Source organism: uncultured Thermomonas sp., from assembly GCF_937872235.1.
Taxonomy (GTDB): domain Bacteria; phylum Pseudomonadota; class Gammaproteobacteria; order Xanthomonadales; family Xanthomonadaceae; genus Thermomonas; species Thermomonas beijingensis.
In genome coordinates, this window is record NZ_CALMPC010000098.1 from 1 (window position 1) to 20984 (window position 20984).

Here is a 20984-nt window from a genome sequence, read left to right on the forward strand (position 1 = left end):
TGGAAACCTTGCAGGAAGAATTGGACAAGCAAGGCCGCAATGGTTGGGAACTGGTCAATGTCGTCCATGCCACGCCCACGGTGTCCTCCCCCACCCTCATCTTCAAGAAGGAAGCCTGAGATGCGTCATACATTCATCGCCTCCGTCCTTGCCGCCAGCCTTGCCATCGCCGGTACCAGCCATGCGCAAACTGCCGACCCTGCCGCACTCGCACAGCAAGCCTTGGATGCGCTGGATGCCGGTCACTACGCGCAAGTGGAGCAACTGTTTGGCCCACAGATGGCCGCTGCAGTGCCGGCTGACAAGCTGCAAGCCATTTGGGAGTCACTGCCCGCACAAATGGGCAACGCCAAGGGCCGCGAGCAAGCGCAGGTCAGCGCGCAAGGCGACACCCATTTTGTGCAGATCCCGCTGCATTTTGAAAAAGCCGAACTGGTGGCGAAGTTTGCCATCGACGCCAGCGGCAAAATCGTCGGCTTTTTGATTCAACCCGCGCAATCCACCTCCCCCGCACCTGCGGTGGCCGCCGATGCCAATTTCAGCGAACGCGATTTCAGCGTGGGCGACGGCGAGCGCGCCCTGCCCGGCACCTTGGCCATGCCCAAAGGCAATGGCCCGTTCCCCGCCGTGGTGCTGGTGCATGGCTCCGGCCCGCAAGACCGCGATGAAACCATTGGCCCCAATAAACCCTTTCTGGACATCGCGCGCACGCTGGCCGCGCAGGGCATTGCCGTGTTGCGCTATGACAAGCGCACCAAGGCACGTCCGCAGGATTTTGCCGGCGGCAATTTCGGGGTGGATGATGAAACCACCAATGACGCGGTGATCGCGGTAGATGCGTTGCGCAAGACCGATGACATCGACCCCAAGCGCATCTTCGTGCTGGGCCACAGCCAAGGCGGCATGCTGGCACCGCGCATTGCCGCCGTCTCCGGGCATGTGGCAGGACTGATTCTGATGGCTGCGCCCACGCGCCCGCTGCTGGATATCCTGATCGAACAAAACCGCCGGCTGGCGGCACTCAACGACGGCAAAATCGACGATGCCGAACGCGCCGCGATCAACGCCATCATCGAACAAGTGCGCATCACCCGCGACCCCAAAACCGCTGCCACCAGCCCGACCGTGATGGGCCAACCCGCAGGCTACTGGCGCAGTATCGAGGCAGTGGATGCGGTTAGCGAGGCACAACAGGTGAGGTTGCCGATGCTGCTCTTGCAAGGCGCACGCGATATTCAAGTGGTGGATGCCGACTGGCAGAACTGGCGCGATGCCTTTGCTGACGATGCCGAGGCCACGTTCAAGCTCTACCCCAAGCTCAATCATCTGGGGATTGCCGGTGAAGGCGAAGGTTCACTGGCCGAATACCAGCAACCCGGGCATGTGGATGCACACTTGCTCACTGATGTGGCCGCTTGGGTTAAGCAGCACTGAGATGGCTACCCCACAAGCGCAATCGTTTGCCGTGCCACCGCCGCCCGCTTGGGCGTGGTGGCTACTGGCCGGCTTGGCCGGTCTGCTGCCGCTGGGCATCATCGGCATGCTGGCGCTCTCAGGCAACCCTGCGCATGGCGCAACGCCGGCACTCTTCATCATCCCGATGGTGCTGGCATTGCTGTTGCTCACCATGCGCCGCCGCTCGGTGATGTTGCACAATGGCGTGCTGGAAATTCGCGCCGCACTGTATACGCAGAACGTGGCCGTATCCGAACTGGATACAGAACGCGCACGCATCGTGGATTTGGCAGAGCACACCGAACTCAAGCCATTCATCAAGACCAATGGGTTTGCCACACCGGGTTTCACTGCGGGCTATTTCCGTCTGCGTGAGCATTTCGGCAAAGCCTTCTGCTTGATCACCAACTCCCAGAAAGTCCTGTGGCTGCCGCGCAGAGATGGCAAAACGCAGTATTTGATCAGTCTTGAACGACCACAAGCGCTGCTGGATGCGCTGCGCGCCGGCAATCGCTGACGGCATCCTGCTGGCCCGTTATGCTTGCCCGATGCCGCACCTGCAACCTGCCCCGTTGAAACTCGCGCTGCGCAATACCGACGACATTGAATTATGGCCGGCCAGCCTGCTGCGTGCGCGCAGCAATGCGCACGCACGCTTGTTGGCGCGTGCCCGGCGCGTGTTGCGGCGCAAGCGCGATGGCGTGTACTTGGCCGCCGAATTGGACGATGGCCTGCACGCCTTGGTCCCGGGGCTTGCCCGCGAACCCGGCCTGCGCGCGGCGCAAGCGGCCTTGCGCGATGCCCTGCCGCACACCCGCAACGGTTTGGAGCACGTCATCCGCTTGCCGCTGCATCGCCTGCATGAGCGCTTGCAGTGGCTGGGGCTGGATGTCGAAAGCTACTCGGTGCAGGTGGGTCTGCCGCTGGTGCCAGAGCCCAACTGGCTGGCGTTTGCCGGCTTCGACCAATTTCAGCGTCCGCTCTGGCTGCACATCGACGCCGCGCGCGCATGGCTGCGGATGCAAGCGGCTGCATTGGCCGATGCTGTGATGCTGGACGCCATTTCAGGCTATCGCAGCCACGATTACCAATTGGGAATTTTCGAACGCAAGCTGGGGCGTGGGCTTTCGATGCCGGACATCCTTGCGGTCAATGCCGCACCCGGGTTTTCCGAACACCACAGCGGGCTGGCACTGGATATCGGCACGCCGGACGCAGCGCCCGCCGAAGAGGCCTTCGAAACCACACCCGCGTTTGCGTGGCTGCATAGCCATGCAAGTGCATATGGCTTCGCGATGAGCTACCCCCGCGACAATCCGCACGGGATCATCTACGAGCCGTGGCATTGGCGTTTTGGCGAGGCATGAAAGCGCCCACCATTGCCGAAGCGTGGGCCAGTGGCCGCAATAATTTCAATGCATTGCGCCTTGTCGCAGCATGGATGGTGATCTATGGCCACGCATGGGCGATCACCGGAACTGCTGGCCAGGACGTCATCACCTGGTTGACCCAATTCAAATTCGCCGGCGCAGTCGCGGTCGATCTGTTTTTTGTCATCAGCGGATTTCTGATTGCAGCCAGTTTGCAACGCAATTCCGTGCGCAACTACTTGCAGGCACGTGCATTGCGCATCTTGCCGGCATTGGTGACCTGTGTGGCGCTGAGCGTGTTCGTGCTGGGCCCGCTATTGACGACCGCACGCGACTATTGGCATAGCCCGCAAACGTGGCGCTACCTGCTGCTCAATGCCTCGTTATGGTCTACCACGCACACCTTGCCCGGCGTGTTTGAGCACCTGCCCTACACCGCAGTCAACGGCTCATTGTGGACATTGCCCGGCGAGGCACGGCTGTACTTGGCGCTACTGGTGGCCAGCCTGTGCGGCGTCCTGACCCCCCCGCGCTATACACCGCTGTGGGCGTTGGCCGTGGCTGGCGCGTATGCGTTTGCAGTGTGGCGGCATCCCTTGCCCGAGATGTGGACCAACGCTCTGTGGTGTACCGCGTGCTTCATCACCGGCACCTTGTTTTGGGTCAATCGTACGCGGCTTCGGTTGCAGGTCTGGCCACTATTGGGACTGCTGGCCATCGCCGCCGCCGCACGCGGTACCGTGTGGTTCCATCTGCCATATTTCGCACTGGTCACCTATGGCACGTTGTGGCTGGCCTTGATCCCGACATTGCCGCAAATCCGTCACACCGATCTGTCTTACGGTGTATACCTGTATGGCTGGCCAATGGCGCAACTGGTGCAAACCTACTCGCCAGGTGGCCCGCTGCATAACATGCTGGCGGCCACTGTATTGGCACTGTTGTGTGCGGCGGGTTCGTGGTTTGCCATTGAACGTCCGGCGCTGCAATGGAAGCGGCGTTTGAACGTATCGAATGCCTCAACGCGTTGATGCCAACACGCGCAAGGTCGTGCGCAGCGCGTGCTGCCAATCCGGTGGCGCGATGGAAAAATCATGCTGCAATTTCGCAGTATCCAATACCGAATAGGCCGGGCGCTGCGCTGGTGTCGGGTAATCCGATGTCGAAATAGGGATGACCTGCGGCAGCCGTTGCAACAAGCCCAGTGCATGTGCCTCATGCACAATTGCCTGGGCAAACCCATGCCAGCTGGTTTGCCCGGCACAGACCAGGTGCCAGGTATTGGAACTCTGCACACCTTGCTGCAACAGTTGCGTGCTGGCATCGGCAATCCAGGCAGCGGATGTGGGCGCGCCGATTTGATCGGCCACCACCCGCAAGGCATCGTGCCCTGCCGCCAAACGCAACATCGTCAGCAAGAAGTTCTTGCCATGTGCGGCATAGACCCACGCCGTGCGCAGAATGGCATGGCGCGCACCACTGTCGCGGATAGCCTGTTCGCCCGCCAGTTTGCTGGCCCCGTACACGCCCAGTGGTGCAGTAACCGCGTCTTCGCGATACGGTTGCGTACTGCATCCGTCGAACACATAGTCGGTGGAATACTGCAGCAGTAGCGCATCTCTTGCTGCACACGCACGCGCAAGTGCCGCAGGGGCTTCTGCATTGATCCGAAAGGCGGCTTCGGCATCGGACTCTGCTTGGTCCACCGCGGTATAGGCCGCCGCATTGACTACCACATCTGGCGACAGTTGCAACACCAGTTCGGTCAATCGCCCGGGCGAATCGAAATCAGCGCTGCATTGCGCGCCCACACCATCACGCGTCGCTACGATGACCTCACCCAATGTCGGCAGGCTGCGACGCAACTCGCGCCCGACTTGGCCATTACCGCCCAACAGTAAAATTTTCACGGCGCGATGAACTTTGGCAAACGCGCTTCCGCGATGTCTGCCAATACCGGCGCAACGCTGTCCTTGGCCGACAGCGAGACTTCCGCCAGCGGCCAATCAATGGCCAGCTGCGGATCATCCCAAAGCAAGTTGCAATCGCTGTCGCGATCATATGGGGCGGTGCAAAGATAAGTGAAGATGGCGGTATCGCTTAGAGTCAAAAACCCGTGCGCAAAACCTTCTGGGATCCAGAAATGGCGCTTGTTTTCCGCACTCAAGATGGCCGCCACATGCTGGCCAAACGTGGGGGATCCACGCCGAAGATCCACCGCCACGTCATACACCTCGCCAACCAGCACACTCACCAACTTGCCTTGCACATTGTGCGGCCATTGGTAGTGCAGTCCCCGCAGCACACCGCGTTGCGAGTGCGACACATTGTGCTGCACAAACCGTGTCGGCAGACCGTCCTCCGCAAAGCGTGCGGCATTCCAACCTTCGTAAAAATAACCACGCGCATCACCGAACACGGCAGGTTCGATGATCTTGCAACCGGGCAGGTTTGTTTCCATCACTTTCATGCGATGCGTCCATGCTTGAGTAGGCCAAGCAGATACTGGCCATACCCGTTCTTGGCCAGCGGCTGCGCCAGCGCGCGCAACTGGTCGGCGTCGATCCAATGGTTGAAATAAGCGATCTCCTCTGGGCAACACACCCGCAGGCCTTGGCGCTTGACAATGGTTTCGATATAGGTCGAGGCTTCCACCAGGGACTCATGCGTGCCGGTATCCAGCCACGCATAACCACGCCCCATTTTCTCCAGATGCAAACTGCCATCTTCCAGATAGCGCTTGTTGAGGTCGGTGATTTCCAACTCACCACGTGGCGATGGCTGCAACTCCGCAGCGAAATCACACACCCGATGGTCATAAAAATATAGCCCGGTTACCGCGTAATTGGACTGCGGCCGTGTCGGCTTTTCTTCCAGACCCGCCACTTTGCCGGTGCCATCAAACTCGGCCACACCGTAGCGTTCCGGGTCGCGCACCCAATAGCCGAACACGGTAGCACCGGCGCTGCGCGCATCTGCGTGCTGCAGCAATTCGGTGAGTCCGTGACCATGAAAAATATTGTCACCCAGCACCAAACACGACGGGCCACCAGCCAGGAATTCGCGACCGATCAGGAATGCTTGTGCCAAACCGTCGGGACTGGGCTGCGCCGCGTACTCGATGCGCATGCCCCATTGCGTGCCATCACCCAACAAGCGCTGGAATAGTGCCTGTTCGTGCGGGGTATTGATGATCAGCACTTCGCGGATCCCGGCCAGCATCAACACGCTGAGCGGGTAATAGATCATCGGCTTGTCGTACACCGGCAGCAGTTGCTTGCTGATGGCCTGGGTGATCGGATACAGCCGGGTGCCACTGCCACCAGCGAGGATGATGCCTTTGCGGCCGCTGGTCAGCGGGCTCATGCCACCACCCCGATTCTTTCCATGCGATAACTGCCATCCAACACGCGGTTCACCCAATCCTGGTTATCCAAGTACCAATCGACGGTTTGCGCGATGCCGCATTCAAACGAATATTTCGGCTCCCAGCCCAGCTCGTCGCGCAGCTTGCTCGCGTCGATGGCATAGCGGCGGTCATGGCCCGGCCGGTCGGTGACATAGGTGATCTGCGAGGCGCGCGGCTGGCCGTCCTCGCGCGGGCACCGCTGGTCCAGCAGCGCGCAGATGGCGTTGACCACCTCGATGTTCTGCTTCTCCGCATTGCCGCCCACGTTGTAAGTCTCGCCCACACGGCCGGCGGCCAGCACCGTGCGGATGGCTTCGCAATGGTCACTCACAAACAGCCAGTCACGCACTTGCTTGCCATCGCCGTACACCGGCAGTGGCTCACCCGCCAACGCCTTGGCGATGACCAATGGAATGAGTTTTTCCGGGAAGTGATACGGCCCGTAGTTGTTGCTGCAATGGGTAGTCAGTACCGGCAGCCCGTAGGTGTGATGGAAGGCACGCACCAAATGATCGGAGGCCGCCTTTGATGCCGAATACGGCGAGTTGGGCGCATACGCGGTGGTCTCGGTGAACTTGCCGGTTTCACCCAAACTGCCATACACCTCATCGGTGGAGACATGCAGGAAGCGGAATGCGTGCTTGGTGGCAGCATCCGACGCCTTCCAGTAGTCACGCACCGCTTCCAACAGCGCCAGCGTCCCCACCACATTGGTTTGGATGAAGGCCGCCGGCCCGTCAATCGAACGATCGACATGGCTTTCGGCCGCAAGGTTCACCACCGCCTCCGGTCGGTACTCGGCCAGCAAGCGTGCCACCAGTGCGCGATCACCAATATCGCCATGTACAAACACATGATGGGTGTCAGCTTCAATTGAACGCAAGGTATCGCGGTTGCCTGCATAGGTCAGCGCATCCAGATTGATGACCCGAATGCCGCGTGCAACTGCTTCCAATACGAAATTGCCACCAATAAACCCGGCACCGCCGGTCACCAGCCATGTTGTCATGCGAACGGCCCTGTCCTTCTATCGTTGCTGCAGTGCAGGCATGCAAGTATCGCCCAAATGCAAGAACCCCGCTGTGGGCGGGGTTCTGCGATGCGCCGATGGCACACTGAAAATTGGTCGGGGTAGCCGGATTTGAACCGACGACCACTTGTCCCCCAGACAAGTGCGCTACCAGGCTGCGCTATACCCCGAGATTGGCCGGCGATTATAGCCGAAAGACATGCTCAGCGGCGCAGCAGTTGCAACACTTCTTCCAGCTCGGTACGCACTTGCCGCACGATCTGGTTGCTCAGTGCCGACTCTTGCTTGGCACCTTCGCCATCCAAGCGCAATCGCGCACCACCGATGGTATAGCCCTGTTCGTACAACAAGCTGCGGATTTGGCGCACTATCAACACGTCATGGCGCTGATAGTAGCGGCGGTTGCCGCGACGCTTGGACGGCTCCAGACTCGGGAACTCGGTTTCCCAGTAGCGCAACACATGCGGCTTGACGTCGCACAGCTCGCTGACCTCGCCGATGGTGAAGTAACGCTTGGCGGGGATCGGTGGAAGTTCGCGATTGCTGCCGGGATCAAGCATGTGCCAGCTCCGCGTGCTGGTTGCTGGACAGCGCTTCAACGCGTTCTTTCAGCTTTTGGCCGGGACGGAAGGTCACTACAGTACGCGCCGTGATCGGGATCTCCTCACCGGTCTTGGGGTTGCGCCCCGGGCGTGGATTCTTGCGCCGCAGGTCAAAATTGCCGAAGCCCGACAGTTTGACCTGCCGGCCCTGCTCCAATGCCTGGCGTAGTGCATCGAAAAACGCATCGACGAATTCCTTCGCCTCGCGCTTGTTCAAGCCGACTTCGTCATACAACTTTTCGGCCATTTCCGCCTTCGTCAACGCCATTTCCGCCCCCTGTCAACCGCGAATCACCGCGCCATGGTTTGCGCTCAGCGCGGCCACTACCTCGGCCACCACGGCATCCACGTCACGATCAGTCAGAGTGCGGGAATCATCTTGCAAAATCAAGGCCATAGCCAAACTCTTGCATCCGCTTTCCACGCCCTTGCCCACATAACGGTCAAATAACTGCAGGTCGCGCAGCTGGTTGCCGGCAGCCTGCCGCACAGTCGCCTGCATCACCGCCCAATGCACGGACTCCGGGACGACAAACGCCAAATCACGCCGCACAGACGGGTAGCGCGACAACGCCGCCGCACGCGGCAGTGGCCGCACCAGCAGCGCATCGAGCTCAAGCTCGAAGCCGTACACCTCGGCATCGATAGCCATCGCCTGCTGCACGCGTGGATGCAGTTGACCAATCCAGCCAATGCACACGGCATCCCCGGCTTCATTCAGGCGATACACCTCGGCGCTGCGGCCCGGGTGTGCAAATGGCTGCGTGGAAGCACGGTACTCCAGTGTTGCGCCTGATATTGCCGCAAGGCTGTCCAGATCACCCTTGATGTCATGGAAGTCGAGCTTGCGCGCAGCCACGCCCCATTGCTCGCTGGCGGCATCACCACAGGCCACGGCGGCAATGCGCCGGGTTTCGATCGGCGCAGCACTGCCCGCCGCAAACGTGCGGCCCAATTCGAACAACCGCACCCGCGATTGCTGGCGTGCGCTGTTGCGCGCCAACGCGGCAGTGAGCCCCGGCAACAAGCGCGTGCGCATCACACCGAGCTCTGCACTCAGTGGATTGGCTAGCGCCACGCTGCCCGTATCCAGCTGCCAATAGGCCAGCAGCGCGGCATCGACAAACGCATAGTTGATCGCTTCCAGATATTCGCGTGCCACCAATTGCCGACGTGTATCGTGTTCGCTGCTGCGGGTTTCCGAGGGTGCGATCAAGCGCGTGGAACCCGCCGGCAGGGTTGCGGGAATCGCGTCATAGCCATGGATGCGTGCAATCTCTTCGACCAAATCTTCTTCGATGGCAATATCAAAGCGGCGTGGCGGCACAGTCACCGTCCAGCCCGCGTCGGTGTATTCCACCGCAAACCCAAGCGCGCCCAACATGCGCGTGACCTCGGCATCGTCCACTTGCGTGCCAAGCACTCGCGCCAAACGCGCACGCCGCAAGCGCACCACTTGCGGCTGCGGCATATCAGACAAACGCGCCACATCCACCAACGGCCCCGGTGTGCCACCGGCGATCTCCAGAATCAGGCGACTGGCGTATTCGATGGCAATCGGCGGAAGCTCAGGGTCCACGCCGCGCTCGAAGCGGTGCCCGGCATCGGTATGCAATCCCAGTTTGCGACTGCGGCCGATGATGGCGGCCGGTGCAAAATGTGCGGCTTCCAGCACCACATTGCGCGTGCCATCGCTCACCTTGGTGGCATCGCCACCCATGATGCCGGCCAGCCCGACCACGCGATCGGCGTCGGTGATGACCAGAAATTGCGCGTCCAATTCGGCGGCATCGCCATTGAGCAGCGTCAAGGTTTCCCCGGCGCGCGCATGGCGCACACCCAGCGGGCCCGTGAGCAAATCGCGGTCATACGCATGCATCGGCTGACCCAGCTCCAGCATGATGTACTGGGTGACATCCACCAGCAGGCTGATCGGGCGCACACCGCTGCGCAGCAAACGCTGCGCCATCCACAATGGCGTTTTTGCGGTTGCATTCACGCCTTCGATCACGCGGCAGCAAAAGCGCGGCGCATCGGCACCGGCGCTCAATTCCACCGCCATCGCTGCGGTTGTCACCGCCGCAACCGGTTCTGCATGCAGCGGTTCTACCTCGCAGCCCGTGGCTGCCGCCACGTCAAACGCGATCCCGCGCACGCCAAAACAGTCGGCGCGGTTGGGGGTGAGTTTGAGTTCGATGCTGGCGTCGGGCAGGCCCAAATAGTCAGCCAGCGGCTTGCCGACCGGCGCATCGTCCGGCAATTCCAGCAAACCCGAAGCATCGGCATCGATGCCCAATTCCTTGGCCGAGCACAGCATGCCGTTGGACGCAACGCCGCGCAGTTTGGCAGCCTTGATGGTCAAGTTGCCCACTTGCGTGCCAATGGTGGCCAGTGGCGCCATCAGCCCTGCACGCGCATTGGGCGCGCCGCACACGATTTGCAGCGGCGCGGCACCGCCAACGTCCACTTGGCAGACCTGCAACTTGTCGGCTTCGGGATGTTTTTCGGCCGCTAGGATTTTGCCCACCACCACACCATCGAGCTGCTCGCCCAAGGTGGTGAGCGCTTCGACTTCCAAGCCAATTGCGGTCAACGTGGCCGCAAGTGCATCGCGGCTGGCCGAGGTTTTGACATGCTGGCGCAGCCAGTTTTCGGAGAATTTCATCACAGCACCTCAGGCGAACTGGCGCAGGAAGCGCACATCGTTATCGAAAAACGCACGCAGATCATTGACGCCATAACGCAGCATCGCAAAGCGTTCCACGCCCAAGCCAAATGCAAAGCCGGTGTATTTTTCCGGGTCGATGCCCACGCTTTTCAGCACGTTGGGATGCACCATCCCGCAGCCCAACACTTCCAGCCAGCGCTGGCTGCCATCGGGCTGCTGCCAGGCAATATCCACTTCCGCCGACGGCTCGGTGAACGGGAAATAGCTGGGCCGGAAACGCATATCGAAATCGCGTTCGAAAAACGCACGCACGAATTCGACCAAGGTGCCTTTGAGGTCGGCAAAGCTGGCGTGCTCGTCCACCAACAAGCCTTCCACTTGATGGAACATCGGTGTGTGGGTCTGGTCGGAATCGCTGCGATACACCTTGCCGGCGGCGATCATGCGCAGCGGTGGCGTGCCACCCTGGGCCAACAAGTCCTGCATGTAGCGAATCTGTACGCCCGAGGTATGTGTGCGCAGTAGGCGACCATCGGGAAAATAGAACGTATCGTGCATCGCCCGCGCCGGATGATGCGGCGGGAAATTCAGCGCTTCGAAGTTGTGCCAATCATCTTCAATTTCCGGACCATCGGCCAATGCATAGCCCAGCCGGCCGAAGATGTCGGTGATGCGCTCCAGCGTGCGACTGACCGGATGCACGCCACCGCGTGTGCCATCGCGCCCCGGCAGGGTGACATCCACCGTTTCCAAGGCCAACCGCGCATCCAATGCCGCAGCATCCAGACTGATTTTGCGTGCGGAGAGCGCATCACCGATGGCATCACGTGCACGATTGATGGCCTCGCCTGCGGCTTTGCGCTGATCACCCGGCAACGCACCCAGCGCTTTGAGCTGCGCGGTGATACTGCCGCTCTTGCCCAGCAGTGCCACGCGCAGGGCTTCCAGCGCATCGGGTGTGGCGACCGCTGCGATGTCGGCCAGGGCTTGGGTGGATAACGATTCGATATCGCTCATGAGGTTGTACGGTCCCGTAAACGAACATGGGGAAGGACTTGCGCCCTTCCCCACGTGTTGGTGGCTTGCGCCACCGGATGCATCTGCGTGTGGATCAGCAGCTTACGCCGCCAAAGCGCCCTTGGCCTTTTCGGTCAGGGCAGTAAAGCCCGCCGCATCATGCACGGCGATGTCCGCCAGCACTTTGCGATCCAAGGTGATGCCGGCCTTCAACAGACCGTTCATGAAACGGCTGTAGCTCAGGCCATTGGCGCGGGCTGCGGCATTGATACGCGCAATCCACAAGGTGCGGAAATGACGCTTCTTCTGCTTGCGGCCGATGTAGGCGTACTGCAGAGCCTTCGTCACCGCCTGCTTGGCGACGCGGAAGACTTTGCGACGGGCGTGATAGTAGCCCTTGGCCTGCTTCAGGATTTTCTTGTGACGGGCGCGTGCCGTCACACCACGTTTAACTCGTGCCATGTCTTATCTCCTCACAAATACGGCAGCATGCGGTCCAGACGGCCCGCGTCCTCGGCACGAACATGGTTCGTCTGCCGTAGGTTGCGCTTGCGCTTGGTCGCTTTCTTGGTGAGGATGTGGCTCTTGTTGGCGTGGCCGCACTTGTACTTGCCGGAAGCGGTCTTCCGGAAGCGCTTGGCCGCCGCCCGATTGGTCTTGATCTTGGGCATTGGGAGTCCTTGCGAAATCAACTAACTGGCTGAGGCGGCAATCTTGCCACGAGGGCGCGATCACGCTTTCCATCCTGCCTTGCCGGTGGGTAAGCCTGTGATTCAGGAGCGAATCAGGGCGGGTCCTGGGTACTGCTGACAACAATTCCGGCGAACCGGGCCGCCAATTATGGCGGGCCACAACCGGATTTGCAATCTTTGTCCTGAACATCCGGACGTTGCGGTGTGCCACACAACGCCACCGCCACTGCCGGGGATTGCGGGCACAAAGCAAGTATCGGGGGTGAGTCAGGCTGCGCGTGCAGACCATTGGTCTGCACGCCCGCCGGTATTCCGGCGGGCAGGACTGACTGCCCGTAATCCCCGGCAGTCGCCCGCGCAAAACCTACTTCTTCTTCGGCGCGATCATCATCACCATCTGCCGGCCTTCCAGGCGCGGACGCGACTCGATGACGATGTCTTCGCCAAGATCCCCTTCAATCCGGGCCGCCATTTCGCGCCCCAGCTCCTGATGGCTCATCTCGCGGCCACGGAAGCGGATATTGACCTTGATCTTGTCGCCTTCGACCAGGAATTCGCGCATCTTGCGCAGCTTGATCTGGTAGTCGCCCTCGTCCGTCACCGGGCGGAATTTGACTTCCTTGATCTCGACCTGCTTGGTCTTTTTCTTGGCTTCATTGGCCTTCTTTTGCAGTTCGAACTTGAACTTGCCGAAGTCCATGATCTTGCAGACCGGCGGATCCGCGTTGGGCTGGATCTCGACGAGATCAAGCTCCTCGTCTTCGGCCATGCGCAAGGCTTCATCACGCGACAGAACGCCGATCATCTCGCCGTCGCTACCAATGACGCGCACGCGCGGCACTCGAATTTCGAGGTTCCTGCGGTTCTGCTTGTTGTCGGGGGTACTGATTGTGGCTGTCTCCAAGGGTTGGCCGTTATCGGCCGGAACGGTCATTGATTCCGGAATCAATGACCGGTTGTTGCAGGGGCGGCCCGTCAGCCCGCCTGTTCTTCACGCAAACGCGCTGCGAACTCGGCGACGGACAGGGTACCGAGGTCTTCCCCACCCCGCGTACGCACGGACAGCTGGCCAGTTTCTTTCTCGCGGTCACCGACCACCAGTAGATAGGGCACGCGCTGCAGCGTGTGTTCGCGGATTTTATAGCCGATTTTTTCGTTCCGCAAATCGGCGATTACACGGAAACCTTGATTTGCAAGGGATTTCCTTACTTCATCGACATAATCGGCTTGCGCATCGGTGATATTCAGCACCACCGCCTGCACCGGCGCCAACCACGGCGGGAACTGGCCAGCGTGGTGTTCGATCAGGATGCCGATGAAGCGCTCCATCGAGCCCACGATGGCCCGATGCAACATCACCGGATGCTTGCGCTGGCTGTGTTCATCCACATATTCCGCGCCCAAACGGCCCGGCATCATGAAGTCCACCTGCATGGTGCCCAGCTGCCAGGTGCGGCCAATCGCGTCCTTTAGGTGATACTCGATTTTCGGGCCATAGAACGCGCCCTCGCCCGGCAATTCCTGCCATTCCACGCCCGATGCACGCAGCGCACTGCGCAGGGCGTCTTCGGCCTTGTCCCATGTGGCATCGTCACCCAGGCGCGAGTCCGGGCGCAATGCGATCTTGATCTGGATGTCACTGAAACCGAAGTCCGAGTAAACCTTGAGGGCCTGCTCATGGAAGGCCCGCACTTCGGATTCGATCTGACCCTCGGTACAGAACACATGGCCATCGTCCTGGGTGAAGCCGCGCACGCGCAGGATGCCATGCAGCGCGCCGGACGGCTCGTTGCGGTGGCAGGCGCCGAACTCGCCGTAGCGGATCGGCAAGTCGCGGTAGCTGTGCAGACCCTGATTGAACACCTGGATATGGCCGGGGCAATTCATCGGCTTCACCGCGTAGGTCCGCTTCTCGGACTCGGTGAAGAACATGTTGTCCTTGTAGTTGTCCCAGTGGCCGGACTTCTTCCACAACTCCACGTCGAGGATCTGCGGGCAGCGCACCTCGCCGTAGCCGGTGTCGCGGTAGACCTTGCGCATGTACTGCTCGACGGTCTGCCAGATGCTCCAGCCCTTGGGGTGCCAGAACACCAGGCCCGGCCCCTCTTCCTGCAGGTGAAACAAATCCTGCGCTTTGGCAATTTTGCGGTGGTCGCGTTTTTCAGCCTCTTCCAGCTGGGTCAGATACGCTTTCAGCTCTTTGTCGTTCAGCCATGCCGTACCGTAAATGCGGCTGAGCATCTGGTTGTTGTGGTCGCCACGCCAATACGCGCCGGCCACCTTCATCAATTTGAACGCGCGCAGCTTGTCGGTGCCGGGCACGTGCGGGCCACGACAGAGGTCGGTGAACTCGCCCTGCGTGTACAGCGACAGCGTTTGATCGGCCGGAATGCTTTCGATGATTTCAGCCTTGTAAGCCTCGCCAATCCCCTTGAAGTAGGCCACCGCCTCGTCGCGCGATTTCACGCTGCGACTCAGCGGCAGGGCTTCCTTCACGATCTTTTGCATTTCCGCTTCGATCGCGGGCAGGTCTTCCGGCGTAAACGGACGCTCGTAGGCAAAGTCGTAATAGAAGCCATTGTCGATCACCGGGCCGATGGTGACCTGCGCACCGGGATGCAGGCGCTGCACAGCCTGCGCCAACAAGTGGGCCGTGGAATGGCGCAAGATGTCCAGCGCCTCCGGGGATTTTTCGGTGACGATCGCCAGCGCGGCATCGTGGTCGATCAGGGTACTGGCATCCACCAGCACATCGTTCACTTTGCCGGCCAGGGTGGCCTTGGCAAGCCCTGCGCCAATACTGGCAGCCACCTCGGCTACGGTGACGGGATTGTCGAACGAACGCACGGAACCATCGGGAAGCGTGATATTGATCATGGTGACAACACTCAAAAGTCGTAAGCACTGGCGCGCGGCCGGTTGCGGAATTTAAAACGAAAAAAGACGCCGAAGCGCCTTTCGATAACCCACGTCAACACGTGGACGAATGCGTCGGCAGACTCAGCAATGGGCGCAGGTAGTGTTCATGTCGCACGCGAGACCTGCGCTGCCGCAGGCCACCTTGGTCTCCGATGTGTTGCCACGCCAACGCTCTTACTTTACGAGAATCTGGCGTGGTGGGCGGTACAGGGTTCGAACCTGTGACCCCTACCATGTCAAGGTAGTGCTCTACCGCTGAGCTAACCGCCCGCTATCCCCAAACACGGGGCCGGTGATTATAGCCTGTGCTTGAGGCGAACGACAAGCACAGCGCCCGCAATTACAGCGCGGCTTCACGCAGCTTGCGGATCTGGTCACGGACGCGGGCGGCGTCTTCAAACTCCAGATCACGGGCGTGCTGGTGCATTTGCGCGTCCAGTGCCTTGAGTTTGGCGACTTGCTGGGATGGGCTCATCCGCAAATATTCCTGCTCCGGCTCGGCCACCCGCTTCATTTTTCCACGGCCCTTCAGCTCACCCGGCTCGGCGCGCGCACCTTCCATCACATCCATCACCGCACGCTGCACCGACTGCGGCACGATACCGTGTTCGGCGTTGTGGGCTTGCTGTTTCTGGCGACGACGATCGGTTTCGTCGAGTGCGCGCTGCATGGAATTGGTGATGCGGTCGGCATACAAAATCGCCTTGCCGCGCAGGTTGCGGGCAGCACGACCAATGGTCTGGATCAGCGAACCGGTACTGCGCAAAAACCCTTCCTTGTCGGCATCCAGAATTGCCACCAACGACACCTCCGGCATGTCCAGCCCCTCGCGCAGCAGGTTGATGCCGACCAGCACATCGAACACACCCAGCCGCAGATCGCGAATGATCTCCACGCGCTCCACCGTGTCCACATCGGAATGCAGATAGCGGACTTTCACATCGTGCTCGGACAGGTATTCGGTCAAATTCTCGGCCATGCGCTTGGTCAACACGGTGACCAACACGCGGTCGCCCATCGCCACCCGCTCGTGAATCTCACCCAATAGATCGTCCACTTGCGTCGCCACTGGACGAATTTCGACCGGTGGATCGACCAAACCGGTCGGGCGCACCACCAGCTCGATCACATCATCGCCAGCTTCGCGCAGTTCGTACGGGCCGGGCGTCGCCGACACATAAATACTGCGCGGCGCGCGCTGCTCCCATTCCTCAAACCGCAGCGGCCGGTTGTCCAGCGCCGATGGCAGCCGAAAACCAAATTCCACCAGGGTTTCCTTGCGCGAACGGTCGCCTTTGTACATTGCGCCGATCTGCGGAATGGTGACGTGCGATTCGTCGATCACCAGCAACGCATCGGCGGGCAAATAGTCGAACAAGGTGGGAGGTGGATCACCCGCATTGCGCCCGGTCAAATGCCGGGAATAGTTTTCGATACCGGTGCAAAAACCCACCTCGGCCATCATTTCCAGATCGTATTGCGTGCGCTGTGACAGCCGCTGCACTTCCAGCAATTTATTGGCCGAGTACAACTGCTCCTGGCGCTCGCGCAATTCTTCCTTGATGGTGTCGACCGCCGCCAGCACCCGCGCACGCGGTGTGGCGTAGTGGGTTTTGGGATAGATGGTGTAGCGCAGCAACTTGCGAAACACTTCGCCAGTGAGCGGATCGAACATCGACAACTGCTCGATCTCGCCATCAAACAATTCGATGCGCAGCGCCTCCAGATCCGACTCAGCCGGGAACACGTCGATACTCTCGCCGCGCACGCGAAATGTGCCGCGATCCAACTCGAATTCATTGCGACTGTATTGCAGCGTGGTCAGATGGCGCAGCAGTTCGCGCTGATCGATGCGCTCACCGCGCGACAAAATCAGCCGCATCGACAGGTAATCTTCCGGCGCACCCAACCCGTAAATCGCCGACACCGTGGCCACCACAATCGTGTCACGGCGCGACAGCAAGGCTTTGGTCGCCGCCAGCCGCATTTGTTCGATGTGATCGTTGATCGAACTGTCCTTCTCGATGAAGGTATCGGTCGACGGCAAGTAGGCTTCGGGCTGGTAGTAGTCGTAATAGCTGACGAAATACTCGACCGCATTGCGTGGAAAAAATGCGCGGAATTCGCCATACAACTGCGCCGCCAGGGTCTTGTTGGGCGCCATCACCAAAGTCGGCTTTTGCACCGCCTCGATCATATTGGCAATGGTGTAGGTCTTGCCCGAACCGGTCACACCCAGCAGCACCTGCTTGGCAATGCCCGCGCCAAAATTGGCCACCAGTTTTTCAATCGCCTGCGGCTGATCGCCTGCCGGCTGGTAAGGCGAAACCAACTCGAAGCGATCCGAAGCAGTGGCAAGGTCGAGATCGGAGGGAACGGACTGGCTCATCGCGGGCACGGCAAAGGGCAACCGCTGAGTTTACGCCGAAGCCGCCTGAGGCACAGACCTCAAAACTCCTGACCCAATTTCGGGGTTTTCCGACATCGCGTCCAGGCGTCTGCCGATCCCCGCTTCAGTCCGGCGCGCCTAGCCTGACTTGCACACCCACGGGAATCTCGCCATGCGCCGCCAGCACTTTGGCTTCACTCTGATCGAATTGACCATCACCTTGGCGATCATCGCGATCTTGGCGGGTGTTGCGGGCCCGGCCATGGCAAGTTTTATCGAACACCAACGCGCCACGGCCGCCGCAGCTTCCCTGACCACGCACATGCAACTAGCGCGAATGGCTGCCGTCAGCCGCAACCGCCGCGCCGTGTTGTGCCCCTCCAGCGACGGTACCAGCTGCGCCGCTGGTATCGATTGGAGCACCGGCTGGATGCTGTTCGTGGACGACGATGGCAACCGCCGTCCCGACCACAATGACGACATCCTACGGGTGGACCTGCAACCCACCAGCACACACCTGCGCGTGGTCAGCACCACCGGGCGTCAGCAATTACGCTACCTGCCCGATGGCAGCAGCGCCGGCAGCAATCTCACCATTTCCATCTGCAACCACGCCGGTGAGCTGCTGGGCCAAGTGATTGTCAACAACATGGGACGCCCACGCAGCGAACATCCCAAAGCCACCACGCCCTGCCCCGCATAAGCGCGTACCCGTCATCAATTGCAATATTTTCGCTGCAAGCGCTTGCCCGAACGGAGAGTGCCGACTACAATGCCGCTCCCCGCCCGAATAGCTCAGCCGGTTAGAGCACTTGACTGTTAATCAGGGGGTCGTTGGTTCGAGTCCAACTTCGGGCGCCAATTTTTTCAATGATTTAGGGTCGCTTCGGCGGCCCTTTCTCGTTCCTAGCCTAGCCAAATCGTAGCCAATCGTCAGTGACTGCATGCGCACTCGTTCAGCGTAGCCGTCCAGGTCATCCATGCCGGGATGCGCTTATTCGGTTTGCCAGCCGCCCATGCCGCGCCAGCCGCGTGGACAGGGCTTTTTTCGTGACCTCCGACAGCGCCCACAACTCGACGACGGTTTTGGCGCGGGACATGCCGGTGTAAAGCATCTGTCGCACCAGCAGGGGCGAGGCGGGATCGGGGGGCAGCAGCACGGCCACGCGGTCGTACTCGGAGCCCTGGCTTTTGTGCACGGTCAGCGCGAATGCGTCTTCGTGTGGCGGCAGGGTATTGGGATCGAGCAGGCGCACGCCGCCGTCGGTGGTGTCGTCCTTGACCGGTGCGGCATCGGGCGTGCGTTCGAACGCGACCTGGAGCAGCGGCTTGCCGGCGTCGTCCTCGACCAGCACGCACACGCCGACATCGCCGTTGTAGAGGCGTGCGGCGTGGTCGTTGCGGGTCACCATCACGCAGCGGCCCGGATACCACGCGCCGCCGGACCACGGCGCCAGCGCCTCCCACGCGCGCAGGCGCGCGGCAATCGTTTCGGCGGCCTGGGTCGCACCGAACGAGCCTTCGCGCAGGGCGCACAGCAACTGCTGGCGACGCAATACCGCGAGCCGCGCAGCCAATGCGCGCTGGTGGTTCGCGGCAACCGGCGTGGTGATGGCCACTGCTTCCAGCGCGGCCTGCAGGTCGCGCGCCCAGGCGAACAGGCGGCGGCGCAGGCTGGCCACGTCGGGCACCGCATGCACAGTGGCGGCGCCGATGGCGGCATCGAACGCCGCGACATCCCCGGCACGCACGGCTTCGTTGATCGGCACCAGCGCGACATCGGCGCGGAAGCAGTGCGACAGCCGCACCAGGTCGCCGCGCAGGTCGTCTTCCAGTGCCTGCACCACGTCCATCATCACCGAGCCGGTACCGACCGAGGTGAGCTGGTCGGCATCGCCCACCAGCACCAGCACCGCGTCCTCGCGCAATGCCGCCAGCAGGGCGCGCAGCAGGCCGAGATCGAGCATCGAGGCTTCGTCGATGACGACGATGTCGGCCGGCAGCGGCTCGCCCGCGTGGAATGTGTAGCCGCCATGTCGGCCGCGGCTGCCCAGCAGGCGATGCACGGTGGCGGCATCGGCGGTGAGCACCGCGCCAAGATGCGGCAGCCATTCCGCCCCGATTGGCTGTGCGCCACCGTGCAGGCGCTCGGCCCCTTGCCGCAACGATTCCGCCAGCCGTTGCGCGGCCTTGCCGGTGGGCGCGGCGATCCGCAGCTGCGGCAGACGGCCGGTGACGGCGTGGTGTTCGCACGACAGTCCCAGCAGCATGCGCAGCACGGTCGTCGTCTTGCCGGTCCCCGGACCACCGGTCAGCACCATCAGGCGACGGCCGAGGGCCTGGCGCACGGCGGCGCGCTGGCGCTCCTCGGCGTCCTGCCAGCTGCCGTTGAACAGCGCGCGCAGGTCGGCATCGCTGATCGGGCTGCGCGGTGCGTGCGCGGCATCGCGGCGGGCGCGCAGCGCACGGGCCACGTCCACTTCGGCGCGATGATTGCGCAGCAGGTAGAGATGCTCGCCATCCAGCACCAGCGGCCGTGCCTCCGGCGCATCACCCGCCTGCACCGCGGCCACCAGCGGGCTTCGCGCCAGCGCGTCGCATTGCCGGTCATCCAGCACCCGTCGCCCGCTGCTGTCGCAATACGCCAGTGGCAGCGCGCTGTGGCCCTGGCCTTCGGCGTGGCTGGCCCAAGCCGCCGCTCGGGCGGTCGCCTCGTCGCCACCATGCGCCATCACCCAGTGCCAGACCGCGCGATCGAGGTCGCGCCACTCGTCGGGACTGTCCACCACCCGTTGCTGTCGAGCGAAACCGAATGCCTCGCCGGCGGTGTACGCGCTCATGCAGCCTCCTCCAGGTCCAGCCCCAGCACACCCTGCACGGCATCCAGCAGGCCATCATCAAACCGCTGGCGCCAGACGCCGCAGGGCGTGCCGTCCGGCAGGCGCAGGCCGACCGCGCGGATGAACAGGTACCAGCAGTCACCGAGGTGCTGGTCGCGGCGGTAGTCCTTGCCCAGGCGCTCGCGCAGGTAGCGCTCGACCGCAACGGTGTAGAGCAGCGCCTGCAGGCGGTAGCCAGTGGCCAGCATCTTCGCCTCCAGCGCCGCAGGGGCGTAGTCCTGCAGGCAGCTTTGCGATCCGGCGGCGAGCTGGTTGCCCTTGTAGTCCAGCACGTGGAAGCGACCGCCGTGGGCGAACACGAGGTCGATCTTGCCGTTCATCAAGCCCGCCAGGGTCTGTTCGCGTACCGGCACCAGGCCGGGCTCCCCATGGGCCTCGCAGGCCTTGCGCAAGGCGCGCAGCGATACGCCGTCGAGCCGGTAGTTGAACTCGAGTTCCGCACGCATGTCATCGGCCGCGAGATCGCACAGGCGCGGGCCACCGCCTTCGGCCAGCGGCGTCTCCAGCACCGCCTGCAGGCGCCGCGCCAATGG

21 protein-coding genes and 3 tRNA genes are annotated in these 20984 nt (G+C 61.7%); 7 read left to right on the forward strand and 17 right to left on the reverse strand.

From position 1 onward, the window contains the following. Nucleotides 1-20 precede the first annotated feature (20 nt). From QWB57_RS08695 to QWB57_RS08715, 5 genes are read left to right on the forward strand one after another with little or no spacing between them, the layout of a single operon-like run. On the forward strand, nt 21-119 hold the full coding sequence (locus QWB57_RS08695; RefSeq protein WP_288969180.1) for a DUF4177 domain-containing protein: 99 nt from the start codon (nt 21-23) through the stop codon (nt 117-119). A gap of 1 nt (nt 120) precedes the next feature. After that, a complete protein-coding gene (locus tag QWB57_RS08700) occupies nt 121-1434 on the forward strand; it encodes an alpha/beta fold hydrolase (RefSeq protein WP_223626787.1) in 1314 nt (437 codons plus the stop codon). 1 nt (nt 1435) lies between these two features. Next, nucleotides 1436-1972, forward strand: a complete 537-nt coding sequence (locus tag QWB57_RS08705; protein WP_223626785.1) for a hypothetical protein — start codon at nt 1436-1438, stop codon at nt 1970-1972. A 31-nt stretch (nt 1973-2003) separates the two neighbouring features. Continuing rightward, entirely contained in the window at nt 2004-2822 is an 819-nt protein-coding gene (locus QWB57_RS08710; protein ID WP_223626783.1) for a M15 family metallopeptidase, read from the forward strand. Further along, nucleotides 2819-3856: an acyltransferase gene (locus QWB57_RS08715; protein WP_223626781.1), complete on the forward strand. Its 1038-nt coding sequence runs from the start codon at nt 2819-2821 to the stop codon at nt 3854-3856. Before QWB57_RS08710 ends, QWB57_RS08715 begins: the two co-directional genes overlap by 4 nt. On the opposite strand, the gene rfbD is transcribed toward QWB57_RS08715, so the two are convergent. The 15 genes from rfbD to uvrB all read right to left on the reverse strand — a co-directional run bounded on the left by rfbD (nt 3845) and on the right by uvrB (nt 17551). Continuing rightward, entirely contained in the window at nt 3845-4735 is an 891-nt protein-coding gene (rfbD, locus tag QWB57_RS08720; RefSeq protein WP_223626779.1) for a dTDP-4-dehydrorhamnose reductase, read from the reverse strand. The two genes, QWB57_RS08715 and rfbD, sit on opposite strands and share 12 nt — an antisense overlap. Next, nucleotides 4732-5295 carry a dTDP-4-dehydrorhamnose 3,5-epimerase gene (rfbC, locus tag QWB57_RS08725; RefSeq protein ID WP_223626777.1) on the reverse strand — a complete coding sequence of 188 codons (564 nt, stop codon included), beginning with the start codon at nt 5293-5295 and terminating at the stop codon, nt 4732-4734. Before rfbC ends, rfbD begins: the two co-directional genes overlap by 4 nt. Further along, nucleotides 5292-6191 carry a glucose-1-phosphate thymidylyltransferase RfbA gene (gene rfbA / locus QWB57_RS08730; protein ID WP_223626775.1) on the reverse strand — a complete coding sequence of 300 codons (900 nt, stop codon included), beginning with the start codon at nt 6189-6191 and terminating at the stop codon, nt 5292-5294. The genes rfbC and rfbA overlap by 4 nt, the downstream gene beginning before the upstream one ends. Further along, entirely contained in the window at nt 6188-7243 is a 1056-nt protein-coding gene (gene rfbB, locus QWB57_RS08735; protein ID WP_288969170.1) for a dTDP-glucose 4,6-dehydratase, read from the reverse strand. Before rfbB ends, rfbA begins: the two co-directional genes overlap by 4 nt. Nucleotides 7244-7357: 114 nt before the next feature. Further along, nucleotides 7358-7434, reverse strand: a tRNA-Pro gene (locus QWB57_RS08740). 33 nt (nt 7435-7467) lie between these two features. Continuing rightward, a complete protein-coding gene (locus tag QWB57_RS08745) occupies nt 7468-7824 on the reverse strand; it encodes a MerR family transcriptional regulator (RefSeq protein ID WP_223626770.1) in 357 nt (118 codons plus the stop codon). After that, nucleotides 7817-8134, reverse strand: a complete 318-nt coding sequence (locus QWB57_RS08750) for an integration host factor subunit alpha (RefSeq protein WP_288969172.1) — start codon at nt 8132-8134, stop codon at nt 7817-7819. Before QWB57_RS08750 ends, QWB57_RS08745 begins: the two co-directional genes overlap by 8 nt. 12 nt (nt 8135-8146) lie before the next feature. Continuing rightward, complete coding sequence (gene pheT / locus QWB57_RS08755; protein WP_223626766.1) at nt 8147-10531, reverse strand: phenylalanine--tRNA ligase subunit beta; 2385 nt, start codon at nt 10529-10531, stop codon at nt 8147-8149. 9 nt (nt 10532-10540) lie between these two features. Then, a complete protein-coding gene (pheS, locus tag QWB57_RS08760) occupies nt 10541-11551 on the reverse strand; it encodes a phenylalanine--tRNA ligase subunit alpha (RefSeq protein ID WP_223626764.1) in 1011 nt (336 codons plus the stop codon). Between the two features lie 102 nt (nt 11552-11653). Beyond that, nucleotides 11654-12013 carry a 50S ribosomal protein L20 gene (gene rplT / locus QWB57_RS08765; RefSeq protein ID WP_223626762.1) on the reverse strand — a complete coding sequence of 120 codons (360 nt, stop codon included), beginning with the start codon at nt 12011-12013 and terminating at the stop codon, nt 11654-11656. Between the two features lie 11 nt (nt 12014-12024). Next, nucleotides 12025-12222 carry a 50S ribosomal protein L35 gene (rpmI, locus tag QWB57_RS08770; RefSeq protein ID WP_027083463.1) on the reverse strand — a complete coding sequence of 66 codons (198 nt, stop codon included), beginning with the start codon at nt 12220-12222 and terminating at the stop codon, nt 12025-12027. Between the two features lie 385 nt (nt 12223-12607). Next, nucleotides 12608-13177 (reverse strand): translation initiation factor IF-3, encoded by a 570-nt coding sequence (gene infC / locus QWB57_RS08775; RefSeq protein WP_223626760.1) that lies wholly within the window; start codon nt 13175-13177, stop codon nt 12608-12610. Nucleotides 13178-13218: 41 nt separating this feature from the next. Next, a complete protein-coding gene (gene thrS / locus QWB57_RS08780; protein ID WP_223626758.1) occupies nt 13219-15120 on the reverse strand; it encodes a threonine--tRNA ligase in 1902 nt (633 codons plus the stop codon). A 237-nt stretch (nt 15121-15357) separates the two neighbouring features. After that, nucleotides 15358-15432: transfer RNA gene (locus QWB57_RS08785), tRNA-Val, on the reverse strand. 70 nt (nt 15433-15502) lie between these two features. Beyond that, nucleotides 15503-17551 (reverse strand): excinuclease ABC subunit UvrB, encoded by a 2049-nt coding sequence (gene uvrB / locus QWB57_RS08790; protein WP_288969175.1) that lies wholly within the window; start codon nt 17549-17551, stop codon nt 15503-15505. Nucleotides 17552-17723: 172 nt separating this feature from the next. Here uvrB and QWB57_RS08795 point away from each other — a divergent pair, with 172 nt between their 5' ends. Further along, nucleotides 17724-18254: a GspH/FimT family pseudopilin gene (locus QWB57_RS08795; protein ID WP_223626755.1), complete on the forward strand. Its 531-nt coding sequence runs from the start codon at nt 17724-17726 to the stop codon at nt 18252-18254. An 81-nt stretch (nt 18255-18335) separates the two neighbouring features. Beyond that, nucleotides 18336-18412, forward strand: a tRNA-Asn gene (locus tag QWB57_RS08800). 113 nt (nt 18413-18525) lie between these two features. Here the strand turns inward: QWB57_RS08800 and recD are convergent. Further along, on the reverse strand, nt 18526-20391 hold the full coding sequence (recD, locus tag QWB57_RS08805; protein WP_288969176.1) for an exodeoxyribonuclease V subunit alpha: 1866 nt from the start codon (nt 20389-20391) through the stop codon (nt 18526-18528). Next, nucleotides 20388-20984, reverse strand: a 597-nt coding sequence (locus QWB57_RS08810; protein ID WP_288969178.1) for a PD-(D/E)XK nuclease family protein, incomplete at its 5' end; no start/stop codon positions are given. The genes QWB57_RS08810 and recD, both read right to left, overlap by 4 nt.